Consider the following 18446-nt stretch of genomic DNA (forward strand, 5'->3'; position numbering starts at 1 on the left):
CTCGTTCGTTCTCGTGAGGCCGCGGTACGCCGCTCGCACCCGAAGGCACGAGCGGCGTACCGGACCATGCGTCATTCCTCCGTCGTCACCGGCGCTTCGGTGGCCTCGGCGGCGACTCCCGGGTCGACCACACCGACCACCGCGGGCCGCAGCACGCGATCGCCGACACGGTAGCCCGTGCGCATCACCTGGGCGATGCTCTGGACCGCGACGTTCGGGTCCTCGCCGGCGTGGAACACGGCCTCGTGCAGGTTCGGGTCGAAGGGCTCGCCCGTCTCGCCGAACGGCTCCAGGCCGAACTTCGCCAGCGTGCTGCGCAGCTGGTCGGCGACCGCCTTGAAGCCACCGGTCAGCTCGCCGTGCTCCTGCGCGCGGGCCACGTCGTCGAGCACGGTCAGCAGCTCGATCAGGACCTTCTGCTTGCCCGTCTCGATCGCCTGGACGCGAGCGTCCTCGACTCGGCGCTTGTAGTTGATGAACTCCGCCTGCACCCGCTGCAGATCGCCGGTGCGCTCCGCCAGCTGGTCCTCCAGGCTCGGTCCCTGGGGTTCAGGCTCCACGACCTCCGTGGGCTCCTCCGCCGACGGCTCGCCGCCGGCGGGCGCCTCCCCCTGGGGGGAGGTCGCCTCGTCGAACGGCTGCTCGGTCACTTCTGCTCACCCTCGTCATCGACGATCTCGGCCTCGACGACATCGTCGTCATCGGCGGGGGACTCGCCGGCCGGGGCGTCCGTGGCCTGCGCATCGGCGGCCGCGGCGGCGTACATGGCCTCGCCCATCTTGGAGCTGGAGGCGCCCAGCTTCGCGATGGCCTCCTTGACGAGGTCCGTGTCGTCCGTCTCGAGCGAGGACTTCACGGCGTCGAGGTCGATCTGGACCTCGGACTTGACGTCCTCGCCGACCTTGTCGCCGTTCTCGGCCAGGAACTTCTCGGTCGAGTGGACGAGCGTCTCGGCCTGGTTGCGGACCTCGACGGCCTCGCGGCGCTTGCGGTCCTCCTCGGCGTACTGCTCGGCGTCCTTGACCATCTTGTCGATGTCGTCCTTCGACAGGGCGGACCCGCCGGTGATCGTCATCGACTGCTCCTTGCCGGTGCCCCGGTCCTTCGCGGACACGTTCACGATGCCGTTGGCGTCGATGTCGAACGTGACCTCGATCTGCGGCACACCACGCGGCGCCGGCGGCAGGCCGGTCAGCTCGAAGGTGGCCAGCAGTTGGTTGCCGGCGGCCATCTCGCGCTCGCCCTGGTACACCTGGATCGCCACGGAGGGCTGGTTGTCGTCGGCGGTCGTGAAGACCTCGGACCGCTTGGTCGGGATCGTCGTGTTCCGCTCGATGAGCTTCGTCATGACGCCGCCCTTGGTCTCGATGCCCAGCGACAGCGGGGTCACGTCGAGCAGCAGGACGTCCTTGACCTCGCCCTTGAGCACGCCGGCCTGCAGGCTGGCGCCGATCGCGACGACCTCGTCGGGGTTGACGCCCTTGTTGGGCTCCTTGCCGCCGGTGAGGCTCTTGACCAGCTCGGAGACGGCCGGCATACGGGTCGAGCCGCCGACCAGCACGACGTGGTCGATGTCCTTGACGGTGACGCCCGCGTCACGGATGACGTTGTTGAACGGCGCCTTGGTGCGCTCGAGCAGGTCCGACGTGATCTTCTCGAACTCGGCGCGGGTCAGCGTCTCGTCGAGGAAGACGGGGTTGCCGTCGACGACCGTGATGTAGGGCAGGTTGATCGACGTCGAGGACGAGCTGGACAGCTCGATCTTCGCGCGCTCGGCGGCCTCGCGGATGCGGGGCATGGCCATCTTGTCCTTGGTCAGGTCGACGCCGGTCTGGGCCTTGAACTTGTTGACCAGCCAGTCGACGACCGCGTTGTCCCAGTCGTCACCACCGAGGTGGTTGTCACCGCTGGTGGCCTTGACCTCGATGACGCCGTCGCCGATCTCCAGCAGGGACACGTCGAACGTGCCGCCGCCGAGGTCGAAGACGAGGATCGTCTGGTCGTCGGCCTTGTCCAGGCCGTAGGCCAGGGCGGCCGCGGTGGGCTCGTTGATGATGCGGCTGACGTTCAGGCCCGCGATCTCGCCGGCCTCCTTGGTGGCCTGGCGCTGGTGGTCGTTGAAGTACGCCGGCACGGTGATGACCGCGTCGGTGACCGGCTCGCCCAGGTAGGCCTCGGCGTCTCGCTTGAGCTTCTGCAGCACGAAGGCGCTGATCTGCTGGGGGTTGAAGGTCTTGCCGTCGATCTCGGTCGTCCAGTCAGTGCCCATGTAGCGCTTGACGGAGCGGATCGTGCGGTCGACGTTCGTGACGCCCTGACGCTTGGCGACCTCGCCGGTCAGGACCTCACCGTCCTTCGCGAATGCGACGACGGACGGGGTGGTGCGAGCGCCCTCGGCGTTCGCGATGACGGTGGGCTCGCCACCTTCGAGTACGGCGACGACGGAGTTCGTCGTGCCCAGGTCGATGCCTACTGCGCGGGCCATGGTTCCTCCTGTGGTGCTTCGCGGTCTTGCTCGGATGCCTTGAAAACTGTGGGTCAAACAACTTGAGTCATACGTTATCAACTTCGCCCGAGGGCCAGACATTCCCTCGGAGGCATGACGTGTGTCACATCCGCCCCACGCAGGACCAGACCACGGTCTGACGACGGGGCGGACCGGGGCCCCTAGGCTCGGGCGCATGAAGGAGCAGGTCGACGTGTCCCGGAGCCCGTGGCGCCTCGGCCCCCGGGCGGCCCGATGGTTCGACTTCCTGCTCGCCTCGGCCCTCGTCCTGCCCACCTTCCCGCTGACACTCCTGGTCGGGCAGTCGCCCTATCCGGCCCTGCTGTCGTTGGCCCAGACCGTTCCCCTCTTCTGGCGGCGCAGGCACCCGGTCGCGGTGTTCGCCGTCGTCGCGGGCGCCAGCGTGCTGCAGGCCGCGACGTACGACATGCCGGTCTGGGGCCAGGTCGGATTCCCGGCCGCCCTGTACGCGCTGGCGCGCTACGGCTCCGGTCGCTCCGCTCTGGTCGGCCTGTTCGTGGGCCTGTGCGGTGCCGTCGTCGCCTCGTGGGTGTGGACGTCGGCCCAGTTCGCCGCCTATCCGCCGGGCTTGGAGTACATCGACTACGACATGGGGTTGGAGGACCTCCTGCCGTACCTGCTGTCGATCACGGCGATCGTCCTGGCGGCCTGGGCCCTGGGATCGCAGGCACGCATCCGCCGGGCGTACGAGGCAGGTCTCGTCGAGCGCGGTCGCCAGCTCGCACTCGAGGCCGAGCAGCGGGCCGTGCTGGCCGCCGCCGAGGAACGCACCCGGATCGCGCGGGAGATGCACGACGTCGTCGCCCACGGCCTGTCCGTGATGATCGTCCAGGCCGACGGCGCCCGGTACGCCGCCGCCAAGGACCCCCAGATCGCGGTCCGCACCCTCGAGACCGTGGCGAAGGTCGGACGAGAAGGACTCACCGAGATGCGGCGACTGCTGGGCCTGTTGCGGGGCACCGAGGATCCCGCGCTGGCGCCTCAGCCCGGGCTGGCCGACCTGCCCTCGCTCGTCACGGCGAACGACCACGTGGACCTCGAGGTGCCCGATCCCCTGCCCGACGTCCCCGACGGCGTCGCGCTGACCGTCTTCCGGCTCGTCCAGGAGTCGCTCACCAACGTCCGCAAGCACGCCGGTCCGCAGGCGCGGGCCATCGTCCGCCTCCGAGCGCCGGGGGATGCCGTCGAGATCGAGGTCGTCGACGACGGCCACGGCGCCTCGGCCGCCGAGACGTCCGGACTCGGCCTGCTGGGCATGCGCGAGCGGGTCGAGGTGCACGGCGGCACGCTGCACGTCGGTCCCGCGGCCGGAGGCGGCTGGGCCGTGCGTGCGAGGATCCCGCTGTGACCACCCCCATCCGCGTCGCCCTGGTCGACGACCAGCAGATGGTGCGTGCGGGCTTTCGGATGCTGGTCGAGAGCCAGGACGACCTGGTCGTCGTGGGCGAGGCCGGCGACGGCGAGGAGGCCCTGCGCCTGCTGGCCGACGTGGAGGCCGACGTCGTGCTGATGGACGTGCGGATGCCGCGGCTCGACGGTGTCGAGGCGACGCGGCGCCTGGCGCCGGGCGAGGCGGGACCCAAGGTCATCGTGCTGACCACCTTCGACCTCGACGAGTACGCCTTCGCTGCGTTGCGGGCCGGCGCATCGGCGTTCCTGCTCAAGGACGCGGCGCCGCCGGACCTGCTGGGTGCGATCCGCGCCGTCCACGCCGGGGACGCCGTCGTGGCGCCGTCGACCACCCGCCGCCTGCTGGACCACTTCCTGGCCGATCCCGGGCCGGTGCGCCGCACCGACGACGCCGCCGCGCGACGCCTCGCCGCCGTGACCGAGCGCGAGCGCGAGGTGCTGGTTCTCATCGCCCGCGGCCTGAGCAATCCCGAGATCGCCGCCGAGCTCTTCCTGTCCGAGGCCACGGTCAAGACCCACATCGGGCGACTGCTGGCCAAGACGGACTCACGCGACCGGGTGCATCTGGTCCTGCTGGCATTCGAGGCCGGACTGACCGACTGAGGGGTCCGGGTCATACCGTGGTCTGACCCGAAGATCCGTCCGTACGGCGACGCCCCGGACCCGTCCGCGCACCTAGCGTCGAGCCATGACCTCGACCTCCTTCTCCCACCCGCTCCCGGCCCACGACGCGCCGCCCGCGGCGACCGTGCGCGGCCTGTCCAAGACCTACGGCCACGGCGACACCACGGTGCATGCGCTGCGGTCCGTGGACCTCGATCTGGCGCCGGGCCGCTTCACCGCGATCATGGGCCCGTCGGGCTCCGGCAAGTCCACGCTGATGCACTGCCTCGCCGGCCTGGACCGTCCGACCGAGGGCACGGTCGCGATCGGGGGCGTCGAGCTGACCTCGCTCGGCGACGACCAGCTGACCCGCTTCCGTCGCGACCGGCTGGGCTTCGTCTTCCAGGCGTTCAACCTGCTGCCGATGCTGACGGCGCGGCAGAACATCATGCTGCCGTTCGAGCTGGCGGGCCGGCGCCTCGAACCCGGCGCGACCGAGCGGATCGAGCAGGTCATCGACGTCCTGGGTCTGCGGGACCGCCTCGACCACCGCCCCGGCGAGCTCTCGGGCGGCCAGCAACAACGCGTGGCGATCGCGCGCGCCCTGGCGTCGGACGCCGACGTCGTGTTCGCCGACGAGCCGACGGGCAACCTCGACAGCACGGCGTCCGGCGAGGTGCTCTCGTTCCTGCGCCGCAGCGTGACCGACCTCGGCCACACGGTGATCATGGTGACGCACGAGCTCGACGCGGCCGCGTACGCCGACGACGTCGTCGTCCTGGCCGACGGCAGGATCCGCGAGCACCTGGTCGCGCCCTCGCGCGAGCAGGTCGCCGCCACCCTCGAGGCCGGTGTCCGATGAGGACCGTCCTGATCGCGTCGCTGCGGACCTACACCCGCCGGTACGTCGCCGCGCTGCTCGCGGTCACGATCGCGGTCGCCTTCGTCGTGGTGATCGACGCCCTCGGGTCGGGCGCGCGCAACGCCGTCGCGGTCACCGTGGAGAAGGCCTATCCGGACGCCGAGCTCATCGTCAGCGACGGGTACTGGATGGCCCAGGACGAGGACGTCGCCCGGACACTGGCCGTCGCTCGCGAGCGCGGCGACCGCGCGTCGGTCCTGGCCACGGCCAAGGGGCAGGTCGACGGGCCGTCCGGGTCCTTGGGCAGTGACGTGGAGATCGGCACCGTCTCGACCTATTCCGGCCTGCGCTCGCAGGAGATCGCCGAGGGCCGCGCCCCGCGGGCCGACGACGAGGCGCTCATGACCCGCAGCATGGCCACCGCCCATGAGATCGGGCTCGGCGACCGCATCACCGTGGGCGACGGCGACCTGGCGCAGGAGCTCACCGTCGTCGGATTCAGTGGCCCCTCCTCGCCTGCCGGCGGCGATGTCGACGTGCCGTGGCCCGCCCTGCAGGCGGCGACCGACACGATGGCCGAGTCCGTCGCGTACGACGTCCGCGACGGAGACGTCGCCGGCGCCCGGCAGGCTCTGTCCGAGGCCGTGGAATCGCAGGTGCAGAGCCGCGACGACTACGTCGCCGAGCGCATCGTCGCGATGAACAACGGCGTCGACATCCTGGCGATGCTGCTGCTGCTCTTCGCCGCTGTCGCCGGGTTCGTCGCCGTGCTGGTCATCGCGAACACCTTCACGATCCTGTTCGCCCAGCGCAGCCGCGACTTCGCGCTGTTGCGCTGCGTCGGCGCGACCCGCCGCCAGGTCCTGCGCTCGGTCCGGACCGAGGCGCTGGTGCTCGCCCTGCTCGCCGCCACCGCCGGCATCGTCGCGGGGATCGCCGGCGGGATCGGACTGGGAGCGCTCGTCCGCCTCCTCGCGGGCGAGGAGAACTTCGGTGCCGTCTCGTTCTCGCCGGTCTGGATGGGCGCGGCCTTCGTCGGTGGCCTGCTGACGACGGTCGTCGCGGCCTGGTTCCCGACCCGCTCGGTCCTGCGGGTGAGCCCGCTGGCCGCACTCCGGCCGGCCGAGCAGCCGACGGCGCGGACGACCTCTGGTCGTGTGCGGATCGCCCTGGGCCTGCTCGTCACGGCCGCGGGCGCCGCCGGTCTGGTCACCGCCGACCTGGTCACCTCGATGGAGCTCATGCTGGTCGCCGGCATGGTGTCCTTCGTCGGCGTCCTGCTGCTGGGGCCGGTCCTGGTGCCGGCGATGCTGCGACTGGTGGGCCGCGCCGGCGGCCGGGCGGGCGGGCCGTTCCGGGTCGCCGCCGCGAACGCCGTGCGCAACCCCCGGCGCAGCGCGGCCACCACCGCGTCGCTGCTGGTGGGCGTCACCCTCGCCACGGCCGTGCTGACCGGCATGACGAGCGCGCGTCAGGTCGTGGCCCAGGGGATGAACGCCGAGTACCCGGTCGACTACGCGCTCGCGGGCGGCGGTCCGATCGCCGTCGAGACGATCGAGCGCGTGCGCGGACTCGAGGGCGTCGACGAGGTCCTGCCCGTCACCGGGGCGGTGGTCGAGACCGAGATGGGCCGGCTGCCCGTCATCGCACCGTCCGACGCCGCGCGCGCCCGGACGCTCGATCCGGGCAGCACCCGGGCTCGCGACACCGAGATCATCGTGCCCCACGCACTGATCACGACGTTCGACGAGGGCGTGCCCGACCGCTTGACCCTGCGCACGAAGGCAGGCACCGTCGCGGTCGACACCCGACTCGAGCCCTTGGGCTCGGGCGCCGCCGCGATCGTCTCACCCGCCGTGCTGGAGCAGCTCACGACGGAGCCCACCACCCAAGCGCTGTGGGTCCTGGCCGACGACGGAGCGGACGGGGACGAGCTCGGCGAGGCGCTCCGGACGGCCACGCGGAGCACCGGCCTCGACGTGACCGACAACCTCACGGACCAGCAGTGGGTGGCGACGCAGCTCGACGTCCTGGTGTGGGCCGTGCTCGGCCTGCTGGGCGTCGGTGTCCTGATCGCCCTCGTCGGCATCGCGAACACGGTCGGGCTCTCGATCCTGGAGCGGTCCCGTGAGCACGCGCTGCTGCGGGCGCTCGGCCTGACCCGGCGCGGGCTGCGGCGGATGCTCGCTGCAGAGGGGATGTTGCTGGCCCTCGTCGCGGCCGTGCTCGGCACGGGGCTCGGGGTCCTCTACGCCTGGTTCGGCGTCCGGACGGTCGTGGCACCCCTCATGGAGGACGCGCGCCTCGTCGTGCCGTGGGCCCAGCTGGCGGCGGTGCTCGTGGTGGCCGCGCTGGCCGGCCTGGCGGCGTCGACCCTGCCCGCCCGCCGCGGTGCACGGATCACGCCCGCGGAGGGGCTCACCCTCGACTGAGGCACACCGAGGCCTCCGGGACCGCTCCGTCAGGGAGCCGGCTCCGGGGGCCTCGGTCGCGCGTCACGCCCAGGTCAGCTCGGCCGGCGCGCCGACCGGGACCTGCGGATTCCGCGGCGCCACGAGCGGCACCCGGCGGTAGGGCTCCCCGAGCGGTGGGCGCTGGTCGGCGTCACCGCGGTTGGGCCACATCGCCAGGGCGCGCTCGGCCTGGGCGGTGATCGTCAGCGAGGGGTTCACGCCGAGATTGGCGCTGATCGTCGAGCCGTCGATCACGTGCAGGCCCGGGTGCCCGAACATCCGGTGGTACGGGTCGATCACGCCGTGCTCGGGCGTGGCACCGATGACGCAGCCGCCGATGAAGTGCGCCGTCAGGGGGACGCCCACGAGGTCCGCCATCGATCCACCCGCCACGCCTCCGAAGCGTGCGGCCAGGCGTCGCGCGATCTGGTGGGAGACCTCGATCCACTCCGGATTCGGGTCCCCCTCGCCCTGACGTGTCGTCATGCTCAGTCCCCAGGGCCGCCGCCGCAGGAACGTCGTCACCGAGTTGTCCAACGTCTGCATCGTGAGGATCACGAGCGACTGCTCGGCCCAGCGCCGCGGGTCGTGCAGCCGCCACGCCGCCCGGAATCCGAGCTTGCGATAGGTCCGGATCGCCGCCCGCCACCGCGGCAGCCCTTCGACCGGGTCGACCAGGTGTGCGTTGAGCAGCCCGATCACGCCCGAGCCCGGCCCGTACCGCACCGGCTCGACGTGGGTCTGCGGATCGGGGTGGAACGACGAGGTGATCGCGAGGCCGCGGGTGTGGTCGGCCCGGCGATCGGTGTCACGGGCCGTCAGGACGGACTCGGAGTTGGTCCGCGCGAGCTTGCCCAGCATGGGCGAGATCCGCGGCAACGAACGGCGCTTGAGCCGGTGCAGCAGGTTCTGGGTGTTCAGCGAGTTGCCCGCGAACACGACCTGCTCGGCCGTGAGCCGGTCCCGCTTCCACGCCGCTCCCGACGCCCGCGTCGACACGCGGTATCCACCGCGGTGAGGCTTCACGTCCACGACCGTCGTCAGCGGCCGGACCTCGACCCCGGCCTGCTCGGCCAGGTACAGGTAGTTCTTCACGAGGGTGTTCTTCGCCCCCACGCGGCAGCCGGTCATGCAGGCGCCGCACTCGGTGCAGGTCGTGCGCTCCGGCCCGCGCCCTCCGAAGAACGGGTCGGCCAACGGCAGCCCGGGGCGGTCGCCGAACAGGACGCCGACGTCGGCGGGGTGCACCGTGTCGGAGACGCCCATCTCGGCGGCGATGTCGGCCATCCACCGGTCGGGCTCGGTCATCCCGGGGTACGTGACGACGCCGAGCATCCGGCGGGCCTGGTCGTAGTGCGGGGCCAGCTCGTCACGCCAGTCGGTGATGTGCGCCCAGCGCGGATCCTCGAAGTACTCGTCACCGGGTTGGTAGAGCGTGTTGGCGTAGACCAGCGATCCGCCGCCCACCCCGGCGCCGCTCGCGATGAGGACGTCGCGCAACGGCGTGACCCGCAGCAGGCCGAAGCACCGCGCCCACGGCGCCCACAGGTACCGGCGGACGTCCCACGAGGTCTTGGCGAACTCGTCGTCCGCGAAGCGCCGGCCGGCCTCGAGGACGACCACGCGGTAGCCCTTCTCCACGAGGCGCAGCGCCGTCACACTGCCGCCGAAGCCCGAGCCGACGATGGCCACGTCATAGTCGAAGTCCTTCACGCGACCTCACAGTAGGGCTCTATTGACAATCTGCCAATAGGCTCACGAGACTGCTCCCATGTCCCCCGCCCGCACCCGACTCGCGCCCGACTCCCGACGCCGGTCGATCCTCGACGCCGCGGCGGTGCTCTACGCGAGCCGGCCCTACGACCAGGTCTCCACCACCGAGCTCGCCCGGGCCGCCGACGTGACCCGCGGCCTGGTCCACCACTACTTCGGCAGCAAGCGCGAGCTGTTCCTGGAGGTCATGCGCGAGTCGGTGATGATGCCCGACGCCGCGCTGCCCGACCTCTCGACGCTCCCCCTGCCCGAGCGGGTGTCCCGCACGATCGACTGGATCCTGGACGCGGCCACCACCTACGGCCAGGCCTGGGTCGCCGCCTCCGGAGCGGCGAACCTGCACGGCGACTCCGACGTCCAGGTCATCGTCGACGAGGCCGACGACCGCGCCGCGCGACTCGTGCTGGACGCCCTGGCCCTGCCCGACGACGCCGCCCTGCGCGCCCGACTCCGCCCCGTCGCCGCCTACGTCAAGGCGCTGTGCCGCGAGTGGCTCGTGCAGGAGACGCTCGACCGCGCGACGGTGCACGCCGACGTGTGCTCCGCCGTCCTGACCGTCACCGGGACGGAGGCACCATGACCTCGATCGGCATCATCGGCACCGGCTTCGGCGGCATCGGGACGGCCGCCGAGCTGCTCACGCACGGGTACTCCGACGTGCGTCTGTGGGAACGCGCCGAGACCGTCGGTGGCGTCTGGCGTGACAACACCTATCCGGGCGCGGCGTGCGACGTCCCGGGCCCCCTCTACTCGTTCTCGTTCGCGCCGAACGGCGACTGGACCCGCCGCTACCCCGCCCAGGCCGAGATCCTCGCCTACCTGGGGCGGGTCGCGGACCAGTACGGCGTCACGGAGCGGACCCGCTTCGGCGCGCGCGTCGTCTCGGCCCGGTGGGACCAGGACGCCTGGCACGTCGGGTTCGACGACGGCACCACCGAGTCCGTCGACGTGCTGATCAGCGCCGTCGGACAGCTCTCCGAGCCGAGCGCGCCGGACGTCGAGGGGTGGGAGTCGTTCGCGGGCACCGTCCTGCACGCCGGCAGCTGGGACGACGCGGTGGACCTGACCGGTCAACGGGTCGCGGTGGTCGGCACCGGTGCCTCCGCGGTGCAGATCGTGCCGCGGCTGGCCGAGGTCGCCCGCGAGCTCGTGGTGCTGCAACGCTCGGCCAACCACATCCTGCCCAAGCCGGACGGCGCCTATCCGGACTGGTACCGCGACCGCGCCCAGCGCGAGCGACGCCCGATCGACTGGGTGACCCAGCAGTTCTCCCGCGGCCTGGACCCGGACTCGACCGTGGCCACCGTGATCGAGCGACTCGCCTCGGCGCACCTGCGCCTGCGCGTCCGGGACGAGGAGCTGCGCCGGCACCTCACGCCGCGTCACCAGGTCGGCTGCAAGCGCATCCTGTTCTCCAACGACTACTACCCGACCCTGACCCGGGACCACGTCCGGCTGGTGCCCCACGCTCTCGCCGAGGTGCGGCCGGACGCGATCCGGACGGCGGACGGACCGTGGCACGAGGTGGACGCGATCTGCTTCGCCACCGGCTTCGACACCCAGGACTTCCTGCACGGCATCGAGGTGACGGGGCCCGGGGGTGACCTCCACGAGGCGTGGAGCGGCGGGGCGCGAGCCCACCTGGGCATCCACGTGCCCGGGTTCCCGAACCTCTTCCTGGCCTACGGGCCGAACACCAATCTCGGCGGCGGATCGATCATCACGATGCTCGAGGCCCAGGCCCGCCACATCCGCGCCACACTGGACCGGATGGATCATCACGGAGCACGCCGCGTGCAGGCCCGTGCGGAGGCCGAGCAGCGCTGGGACGACCGCGTCCAGCACGATCTGGCCCACTCGGCCTGGGCGTCGTGCACGAGCTGGTACCACCACCCCGAGACCGGCCGGATCACGTCGAACTGGCCCGGCGGGACGCACACCTACGAAGCGGCGGTCGCCGAGGTGCACGACGAGGAGTTCCTGTGGACGTGACGAGCTTTCCCAGCGAGCCGTGGGACCTGTACGGCCACGGCCTGGTCACCGTCGGGCTGTTGCCGGCGCAGGGCCTGAGCGCCCCTCCCGGCACGCGACTGGTGACGATCCGGGGACGGGCGATCGTGGGGGCCGTGCTGCTGCAGTACACCGCGCCGAGCCCGTTGACCTATCACGAGCTCATGGCGGCGGTCCTCGTCCGCCGTGGCCTGCGGCTCTTCGTGCACATCCCCGACATCTGGGTCGACAGTCCCGCCTCGCGTGCCGGCGGGCGGGCCCTGTGGGCCATCCCGAAGGAGCTCGCCGACTTCGAGGACCACGGGCTCCGGGCCGTCGGGATCGCCTCGGCCCGCCTGCGTCGCATCCGCGGGACGCTCAAGACGCCAGCCGGTTTCCGGGTGGCCCAGGAGCGCGATGGTCGCGCACTGGTCACGCCCGTCCGCGGCTCGGCCGCCGTCTCACCCGCACGGGTGGGCTGGACCTTCGAGGCCGCGGGCCCGTTGGCGCAGCTCGCCGACCTGCGCCCGCTCGCTCACCTCGTGATCCGACGTTTCCACCTCGTCTTCGGCCCCGCCGACCGCTGACCTGGCGAGGCCACTTCCTGGCCGCCGGTTCGGCTGACCCGTGCTCATTCGTCCAATCTGGGGCAGCATGGTTCTCATACGTGCGTGAGCGCGCATGTCCGGATCGGGGGATCCACATGGACAACAGGGGAATCTGGACCAGGCGAACCGGCCGCTTCATGGCGTCCGCAGCGGCGCTGCTGCTGCTGGCTGTCCTCGGAGCACCGCCCATGGGCGCTGTACCGACAGTCCTGCCTGCGGAGGTCCCGCCGGCAACGGGCAACAACGCGGTCATCAACGTCCAGGTCGGCGCCGACCGCGTGGGGACGAACGCCGTGTCGAGCCTGGCCGGCGTGACCCTGCGGCTCTACAACGGGACCACGGCCCCCACGACCCCCGTCGCCGACGCGTGGGCGACCTGCGTGTCGGACGGGGACGGTGACTGCAGCTTCGTCGTCCCGGACACCCAGACGAGCGCCATCAACACGTGTATCGGCATCACCTCCGGAGCCAACTGCGATCGCCGTTTCTGGGTGGTGCAGGTCGGCGCGCCGGAGGGATTCTCGGTCAACTCCTCGTTCCGGACGGGCAACGGCGACGGGACGAGCTCGCAGACCACGGCGTACGAGTTCCGGACCGGGTCGACGCTCCGTGCCGGGAACACCTACAGCTCGACGTCGGACTTCATGATCGCGACGGGCAACACGAACCGTGCTGCCTCCGGCGGAGTGTGGCAGCAGTCCCGGATCAATCCGGCCCCGACCCAGAGCTGTGGCCTCGACGTGGCGGTCGTCCAGGACCTGTCTGGCTCGGTGACGTCGTCGCAGCTCGAGGACCTCAAGGCGGCGACGGACACCTTCGCCGACTCCCTCGTCGGCACGCCGTCGCGGCTGGCCCTGTTCTCGTTCTCCACCGTGTCGCCGGCCACCGGGGCGACGCAGAACTACCCCGGACTCACCTCGGTCGCCACGCAGCAGGGCGCGGACACGTTCAAGGCGCGCTACCAATCCTGGACCTCCGGCGGCGGAACGAACTGGGACCGAGGGCTCGCGGCTCCGGCACAGGCTGCCCCCACCTACGACCTCGTGGTCGTGATCACCGACGGAGACCCGACCTTCTACTCGCAGCCCCAGCAAGGACCGGGTAACTTCAGCCGGATCCGCGAGGTGGAGAACGGCGTCTTCTCCGCCAACGCCCTGAAGGCCAAAGGCACGCGCGTTCTGGCCGTCGGCGTCGGCGTCGGCGTGAGCACCCCCGCCACCGCCCTGAATCTGCGAGCGATCTCCGGTCCGACGGCCTACGACGGCAGCAACGCCGAGACCGCCGACTACTTCCAGGTCGCGAACTACGACGCCGTGGGAGCCGCCCTCCGACAGCTCGCCCTCGGCGACTGCGAAGAGTCGCTGTCGGTGATCAAGCAGATCGTCGGTCCGGACGGCGACATCACGAACGCGACGCCGGGCGGAGCAGGATGGACGTTCGACGCGGCGACCACCACGCCGGGCGTGAGCCTGCCGACCACCAGCGCAACGACCGATGCCACCAGCGGCGTCAACTTCCCGATCACCTTCGGCGGTGGCGTGACCACGGGTGCGATCACGGTGAACGAGACCGAGCAGGAGGGCGAGGCGCTGTTCCCCGTCGACGGGTTCAACGGCGTCTGTCGCAACCTTGCCACCGAGGAGGCTGTCCCGGTCACGAACTCGGGTGCGACCGGTTTCACCGTCGATGTGCCGAGCTCTGCCCCCGTGAGCTGCATCGTCTACAACCAGGCCGTCGCGCCCGCCTCGATCACCGTCGACAAGGAATGGGTCATCAACGGTGCTGCCCCCGTCCCGAACGGCAACCAGCCCGGTGGACTCACGGCGGAGCTGACCCTGACCGGCCCCGACGGCGCAGCCGCCTCCCGCCAGGACTGGGGTGTCACACGTCCCGGCTACAGCGAGGGCGACACCGTCACCGTGGACGAGGACGTCGTCATCGCAGAGTCGAGCATCGACCCCGACCTGTGCACGATCGGCGAGCCCGCGATCGTCGAGGTCAACGGCGCCGCGGTCACGCCGATCCCGATCCCGGACGGGTCCGACCGGACGCTGGCAGCCGGTGCCAACACCTTGACCATCCGCAACACCGTCGACTGCGAGTCCCGACTGACGCTCGCCAAGAACGTGGTCGGGACCGAGCCCCCGACGTCGTGGGACCTCTCGGCGCTCCCGGCGCCGGACGAACCGGCCGGCCAACTGCCCGGCCCGAGCGGCACGGCGGGGAGCGAGGCCGTCACTGATCAGGTCGTCACGGCACTGGTTCCGTACCAGCTGGCCGAGGCAGGCGGACCTCCGACGTACGTCCAGAACGACGTCCGGTCCACCGACACCTATCCGTTGTCGACGGGCTCCTGGGCGTGCATCCGCATCGATGCCGACGGCGAGCAGGTCCCGGGCTTCGCCGACGGCCTCAACGGCGCCGTCACCGTGCCGTTCGGTGAGCGGGTGCAGTGCACCGCCACGAACCAGACCGGTCGCCTCACGCTCATCAAGGACGTGGTGAACGAGGGCAGCGGGACCGCCGAGCCCGGCGACTTCACGCTGAGCGCGACTCCCGGCGACGACCCACCGGTGGCAGGTCTCGAGACCTACTCGGGGCCCGGGACCACGGCCGGCACGACGTACGAGGTGCGACCGGGCCACCCGTACGCGCTGGGTGAGACCGGGGTCCCCGGATACACGTTGATCGCGGTGAACTGCGAATCCGATGGTGCGACCCGCGACATCCGGACCGTGACGGTCGGTGCCGGGGAGACGGTGGTGTGCACCTTCGTGAACGACGACGACCCGGCGCAGCTGACGTTGCGCAAGCAGGTGGACACCGGGGAGACCGGCGCCACCGACGAGCCAGCGGACTGGACGCTGACCGCGACGCCGGACGGGATCGCCGGCCAGGACCCGGTCAGCGGCAACGGCGCGAACGGCGTGACCGACGAGGACGTGATCTCGGGAACCTACGACCTGAGCGAGGACGGACCGGCCGGCTACGACGCAGGAGACTGGACCTGCGAAGGGGACGGCGGGACGCTGGAGGGGACGTCGCTGACGTTGGCCAACGGCGCCGACGTCACGTGCACGATCACGAACACGGCACAGCAGCCCACCTTGACGTTGGTGAAGGACGTGGTGAACAACGCCGGCGGGACGGCGGAGCCGACCGACTGGACGCTGTCCGCTGACGGTCCGACGCCGCTCAGCGGTACGACCGGCACCGACGCGGTGACCGGCCGTGCCGTCGAGGTCGGGTCGTACGCTCTGTCCGAGTCGGGCGGGCCTGCGGGTTACGGGGCTTCGGACTGGGTCTGCATCGGTCCGGATGGTCCCGTCCCGGTCGTGGATGGTTCGGTGTCGGTGGGTCTGGGCCAGGACCTGACGTGCACGATCACCAATGACGATGCGCCGGCGGCGTTGACGTTGGTCAAGGAGGTCGTGAACGACAACGGCGGCACGGCCGAGGCGACGGAGTGGACGCTGACTGCTGACGGTCCGACGACGATCAGCGGTACGACCGGATCCGAGGCGGTGACCGGCGCGACGGTGGAGGCCGGATCGTACGACCTGTCGGAGGCCGACGGGCCGGCCGGCTACACCGCCTCGGACTGGACCTGCACGGGCGCGACCCTCGAGGGCACGACCGTGACGGTCGCCAACGGCGGTGACGCGACCTGCACCATCACCAACGACGACCAGCCCGCCACGCTCACGTTGGTCAAGGAGGTCGAGAACGACAACGGCGGCACGGCCGAGGCGACTGCCTGGACGCTGACCGCCGAGGGGCCGACGCTCATCACCGGCACGACCGGTTCCGAGGCGGTGACCGGCGCGACCGTCGATGCCGGGCAGTACGACCTCTCGGAGGCTGGCGGTCCGGGCGGGTACCTCCCCGGTGACTGGAGCTGTGCCGGTGGAGAGCTCGAGGGAATCACCGTCACGGTCGCCAGCGGTGCCGACGTGACCTGCACGATCACCAATGACGACCAACCCGCCACGCTCACCCTCGTCAAGGACGTCGTGAACGACAACGGCGGCACGGCCGAGGCGACTGCCTGGACGCTGTCTGCTGACGGCCCGACGACGATCTCCGGCACGACCGGCTCCGAGGCGGTGACCGGCGCGACGGTCGATGCCGGGCAGTATGACCTGTCCGAGGCCGACGGGCCGGCCGGCTACACCGCCTCGGACTGGACCTGCACGGGTGCCACGGTCGAGGGCACGACCGTCACGGTCGCCAACGGCGGTGCCGTGACCTGCACCATCACCAACGACGACCAGCCCGCCACGCTCACGCTGGTCAAGGAGGTCCAGAACGACAACGGCGGCACGGCCGAGGCGACCGACTGGACCCTGACTGCTGATGGTCCGACGCCGATCTCCGGCACGACCGGCTCCGAGGCGGTGACCGGCGCGGCGGTGGACGCCGGAGCGTACATCCTCACGGAGGCCGACGGTCCGGCCGGCTACGACGCCGGCGACTGGACCTGTGAATGGGCCGGGGGGACGTCGGAGGGGTCCTCGCTGATCCTGGCCAACGGAGAGACGGCCACCTGCACGATCACCAATGACGACCAGCCCGCCACGCTCACCTTGGTCAAGGAGGTCGAGAACGACGACGGCGGCACGGCCGAGCCCGGCCAATGGACGCTGACCGCTGATGGCCCGACGACGATTTCCGGCACGACCGGCACTGAGGCGGTGACCGGCGCGACGGTGAACGCCGGACAGTACGACCTCTCGGAGGCCGACGGTCCGGCCGGCTACGACGCCGGTGACTGGAGCTGTACGGGCGGAGAGGTCGAGGGCGCGAGCCTCACGGTCGCCAACGGTGGTGCCGTGACGTGCACGATCGTCAACCGCGACCGGCAGGCCACGCTGACCCTGGTCAAGGACGTCGTGAACGACAACGGCGGCACGGCCGAGGCGACCGACTGGACGCTCTCGGCTGACGGTCCGACGGCGGGGATCACCGGCGCTACCGGCAGCGCGGAGGTCACCCGGGTCCCGGTGCAGGTCGGAGCGTACGACCTCACGGAGGCCGACGGCCCGGCCGGCTACACCGCCGGCGACTGGAGCTGTACGGCCGCAGAGCTCGAGGGAAACACGGTCACGGTTCCGATCGGCGCTGACGTGTCGTGCACGATCGTGAACGACGACCAGCCCGCCACGCTCACCTTGGTCAAGGAGGTCGTGAACGACAACGGCGGCACGGCCGAGGCGACCGACTGGACGCTCTCGGCTGACGGACCGACGCCGATCTCCGGCACGACCGGCACCGAGGCGGTGACCGACGCGACGGTCGATGCCGGACGGTACGACCTCACGGAGGCCGACGGCCCGGCCGGGTACACCGCCGGCGACTGGGCCTGCACGGGGGTTCGCCCGCCCGAGGGCCCGTTGCTCACCGTGGCCAACGGCACGAACATCACCTGCACGATCACCAATGACGACAACGCGACGCCCACCCCGCGCACTCCCCCGAGTCCCGGTCCCCTCAGCCCTGACGGGGACACCAACCCCGCTGGCCCGTGGTACGGGGAACTCCCGGGAGCCGGTGGTCCTGCCGGTTGGATCACCGCGGCGGCCCTCCTGTTCGTCGCCGCCGGTGCGTACCTGATCGCCCGGCGTCGCAGCGAGGACGAGGGACCGCAGGGCTGACGGCCGAGTGACCAGCGGGGCGTCCACAGGGCTTGTCCCACCCGGGACAATGGAGACATGTCCCCCCGTCGTCTGTTCCGCACGGTCGCCATCGCCGAGGCCATCACCTGGGCCCTGCTGCTGACCGGCATGTTCCTCAAGTACGTCACCGACACGACCGAGCTGGGAGTACGCATCGGCGGAATGATCCACGGTGTGGTCTTCGTCGCCTACGTCGTCACCACCGTCGTCGTGGCGATCGATGCCCGGTGGAGCCTCAAGCGCACGACCCTGGGCCTGCTGGCAGCCGTTCCCCCGTTCTTCACGATCTGGTTCGACGTCGCGAGCGAGCGCCGCGGTGCCCTGCCCGACCGCTGGCGGCTCACCACCGAGCAGCCCGCCGGCACGCTCGATCCCGTTGTCGCCTGGCTCGTCCGCAAGCCCGTCCAGGGCGTGGCCGTCGGCCTCGTGGCGGTCGCCGTCCTGACCGGTGCGGCCCTGCTCGTCGGACCGCCCACCAGCTGATCCTCAACGACGAAGGACCCTGCATCCGAGCCCCAGAGGGCGGGATGCAGGGTCCTTGTCGTT

At 71.2% G+C, this 18446-nt stretch carries 12 protein-coding genes; 9 read left to right on the forward strand and 3 right to left on the reverse strand.

Annotated elements, in window-relative coordinates; genetic code table 11:
* Window positions 1-71: 71 nt before the first annotated feature.
* On the reverse strand, window positions 72-650 hold the full coding sequence (locus tag H9L21_RS13890; protein WP_154596415.1) for a nucleotide exchange factor GrpE: 579 nt from the start codon (window positions 648-650) through the stop codon (window positions 72-74).
* Window positions 647-2485, reverse strand: coding sequence for a molecular chaperone DnaK (gene dnaK, locus H9L21_RS13895; RefSeq protein ID WP_154596414.1), 1839 nt, complete (start codon window positions 2483-2485; stop codon window positions 647-649). The genes H9L21_RS13890 and dnaK overlap by 4 nt, the downstream gene beginning before the upstream one ends.
* Window positions 2486-2681: 196 nt before the next feature.
* Between dnaK and H9L21_RS13900 the strand changes: the two genes are divergently transcribed.
* The 4 genes from H9L21_RS13900 to H9L21_RS13915 all read left to right on the forward strand — a co-directional run bounded on the left by H9L21_RS13900 (window position 2682) and on the right by H9L21_RS13915 (window position 7834).
* Window positions 2682-3875 carry a sensor histidine kinase gene (locus H9L21_RS13900; protein WP_154596413.1) on the forward strand — a complete coding sequence of 398 codons (1194 nt, stop codon included), beginning with the start codon at window positions 2682-2684 and terminating at the stop codon, window positions 3873-3875.
* The gene (locus H9L21_RS13905; RefSeq protein WP_222865795.1) at window positions 3872-4540 is read left to right on the forward strand and encodes a response regulator; all 669 of its coding nucleotides are present in this window, start codon (window positions 3872-3874) and stop codon (window positions 4538-4540) included. The genes H9L21_RS13900 and H9L21_RS13905 overlap by 4 nt, the downstream gene beginning before the upstream one ends.
* An 85-nt stretch (window positions 4541-4625) precedes the next feature.
* A complete protein-coding gene (locus H9L21_RS13910; RefSeq protein ID WP_154596412.1) occupies window positions 4626-5402 on the forward strand; it encodes an ABC transporter ATP-binding protein in 777 nt (258 codons plus the stop codon).
* Window positions 5399-7834 (forward strand): FtsX-like permease family protein, encoded by a 2436-nt coding sequence (locus H9L21_RS13915; RefSeq protein WP_154596411.1) that lies wholly within the window; start codon window positions 5399-5401, stop codon window positions 7832-7834. Before H9L21_RS13910 ends, H9L21_RS13915 begins: the two co-directional genes overlap by 4 nt.
* Window positions 7835-7897: 63 nt before the next feature.
* Here H9L21_RS13915 and H9L21_RS13920 read toward each other — a convergent pair whose 3' ends face one another.
* A complete protein-coding gene (locus H9L21_RS13920) occupies window positions 7898-9568 on the reverse strand; it encodes an FAD-dependent oxidoreductase (RefSeq protein WP_187411582.1) in 1671 nt (556 codons plus the stop codon).
* Between the two features lie 58 nt (window positions 9569-9626).
* Between H9L21_RS13920 and H9L21_RS13925 the strand changes: the two genes are divergently transcribed.
* The 5 genes from H9L21_RS13925 to H9L21_RS13945 all read left to right on the forward strand — a co-directional run bounded on the left by H9L21_RS13925 (window position 9627) and on the right by H9L21_RS13945 (window position 18383).
* A complete protein-coding gene (locus H9L21_RS13925) occupies window positions 9627-10208 on the forward strand; it encodes a TetR/AcrR family transcriptional regulator (RefSeq protein ID WP_154596410.1) in 582 nt (193 codons plus the stop codon).
* On the forward strand, window positions 10205-11620 hold the full coding sequence (locus H9L21_RS13930; protein WP_154596409.1) for a flavin-containing monooxygenase: 1416 nt from the start codon (window positions 10205-10207) through the stop codon (window positions 11618-11620). The genes H9L21_RS13925 and H9L21_RS13930 overlap by 4 nt, the downstream gene beginning before the upstream one ends.
* Window positions 11617-12204: an acetoacetate decarboxylase family protein gene (locus H9L21_RS13935; protein WP_187411583.1), complete on the forward strand. Its 588-nt coding sequence runs from the start codon at window positions 11617-11619 to the stop codon at window positions 12202-12204. Before H9L21_RS13930 ends, H9L21_RS13935 begins: the two co-directional genes overlap by 4 nt.
* A gap of 158 nt (window positions 12205-12362) precedes the next feature.
* A complete protein-coding gene (locus tag H9L21_RS13940) occupies window positions 12363-17879 on the forward strand; it encodes a VWA domain-containing protein (RefSeq protein ID WP_154596407.1) in 5517 nt (1838 codons plus the stop codon).
* 57 nt (window positions 17880-17936) lie between these two features.
* Entirely contained in the window at window positions 17937-18383 is a 447-nt protein-coding gene (locus tag H9L21_RS13945) for a DUF3817 domain-containing protein (RefSeq protein WP_154596406.1), read from the forward strand.
* Window positions 18384-18446: the final 63 nt, after the last annotated feature.

This window comes from Aeromicrobium senzhongii, from assembly GCF_014334735.1.
GTDB lineage: Bacteria > Actinomycetota > Actinomycetes > Propionibacteriales > Nocardioidaceae > Aeromicrobium > Aeromicrobium senzhongii.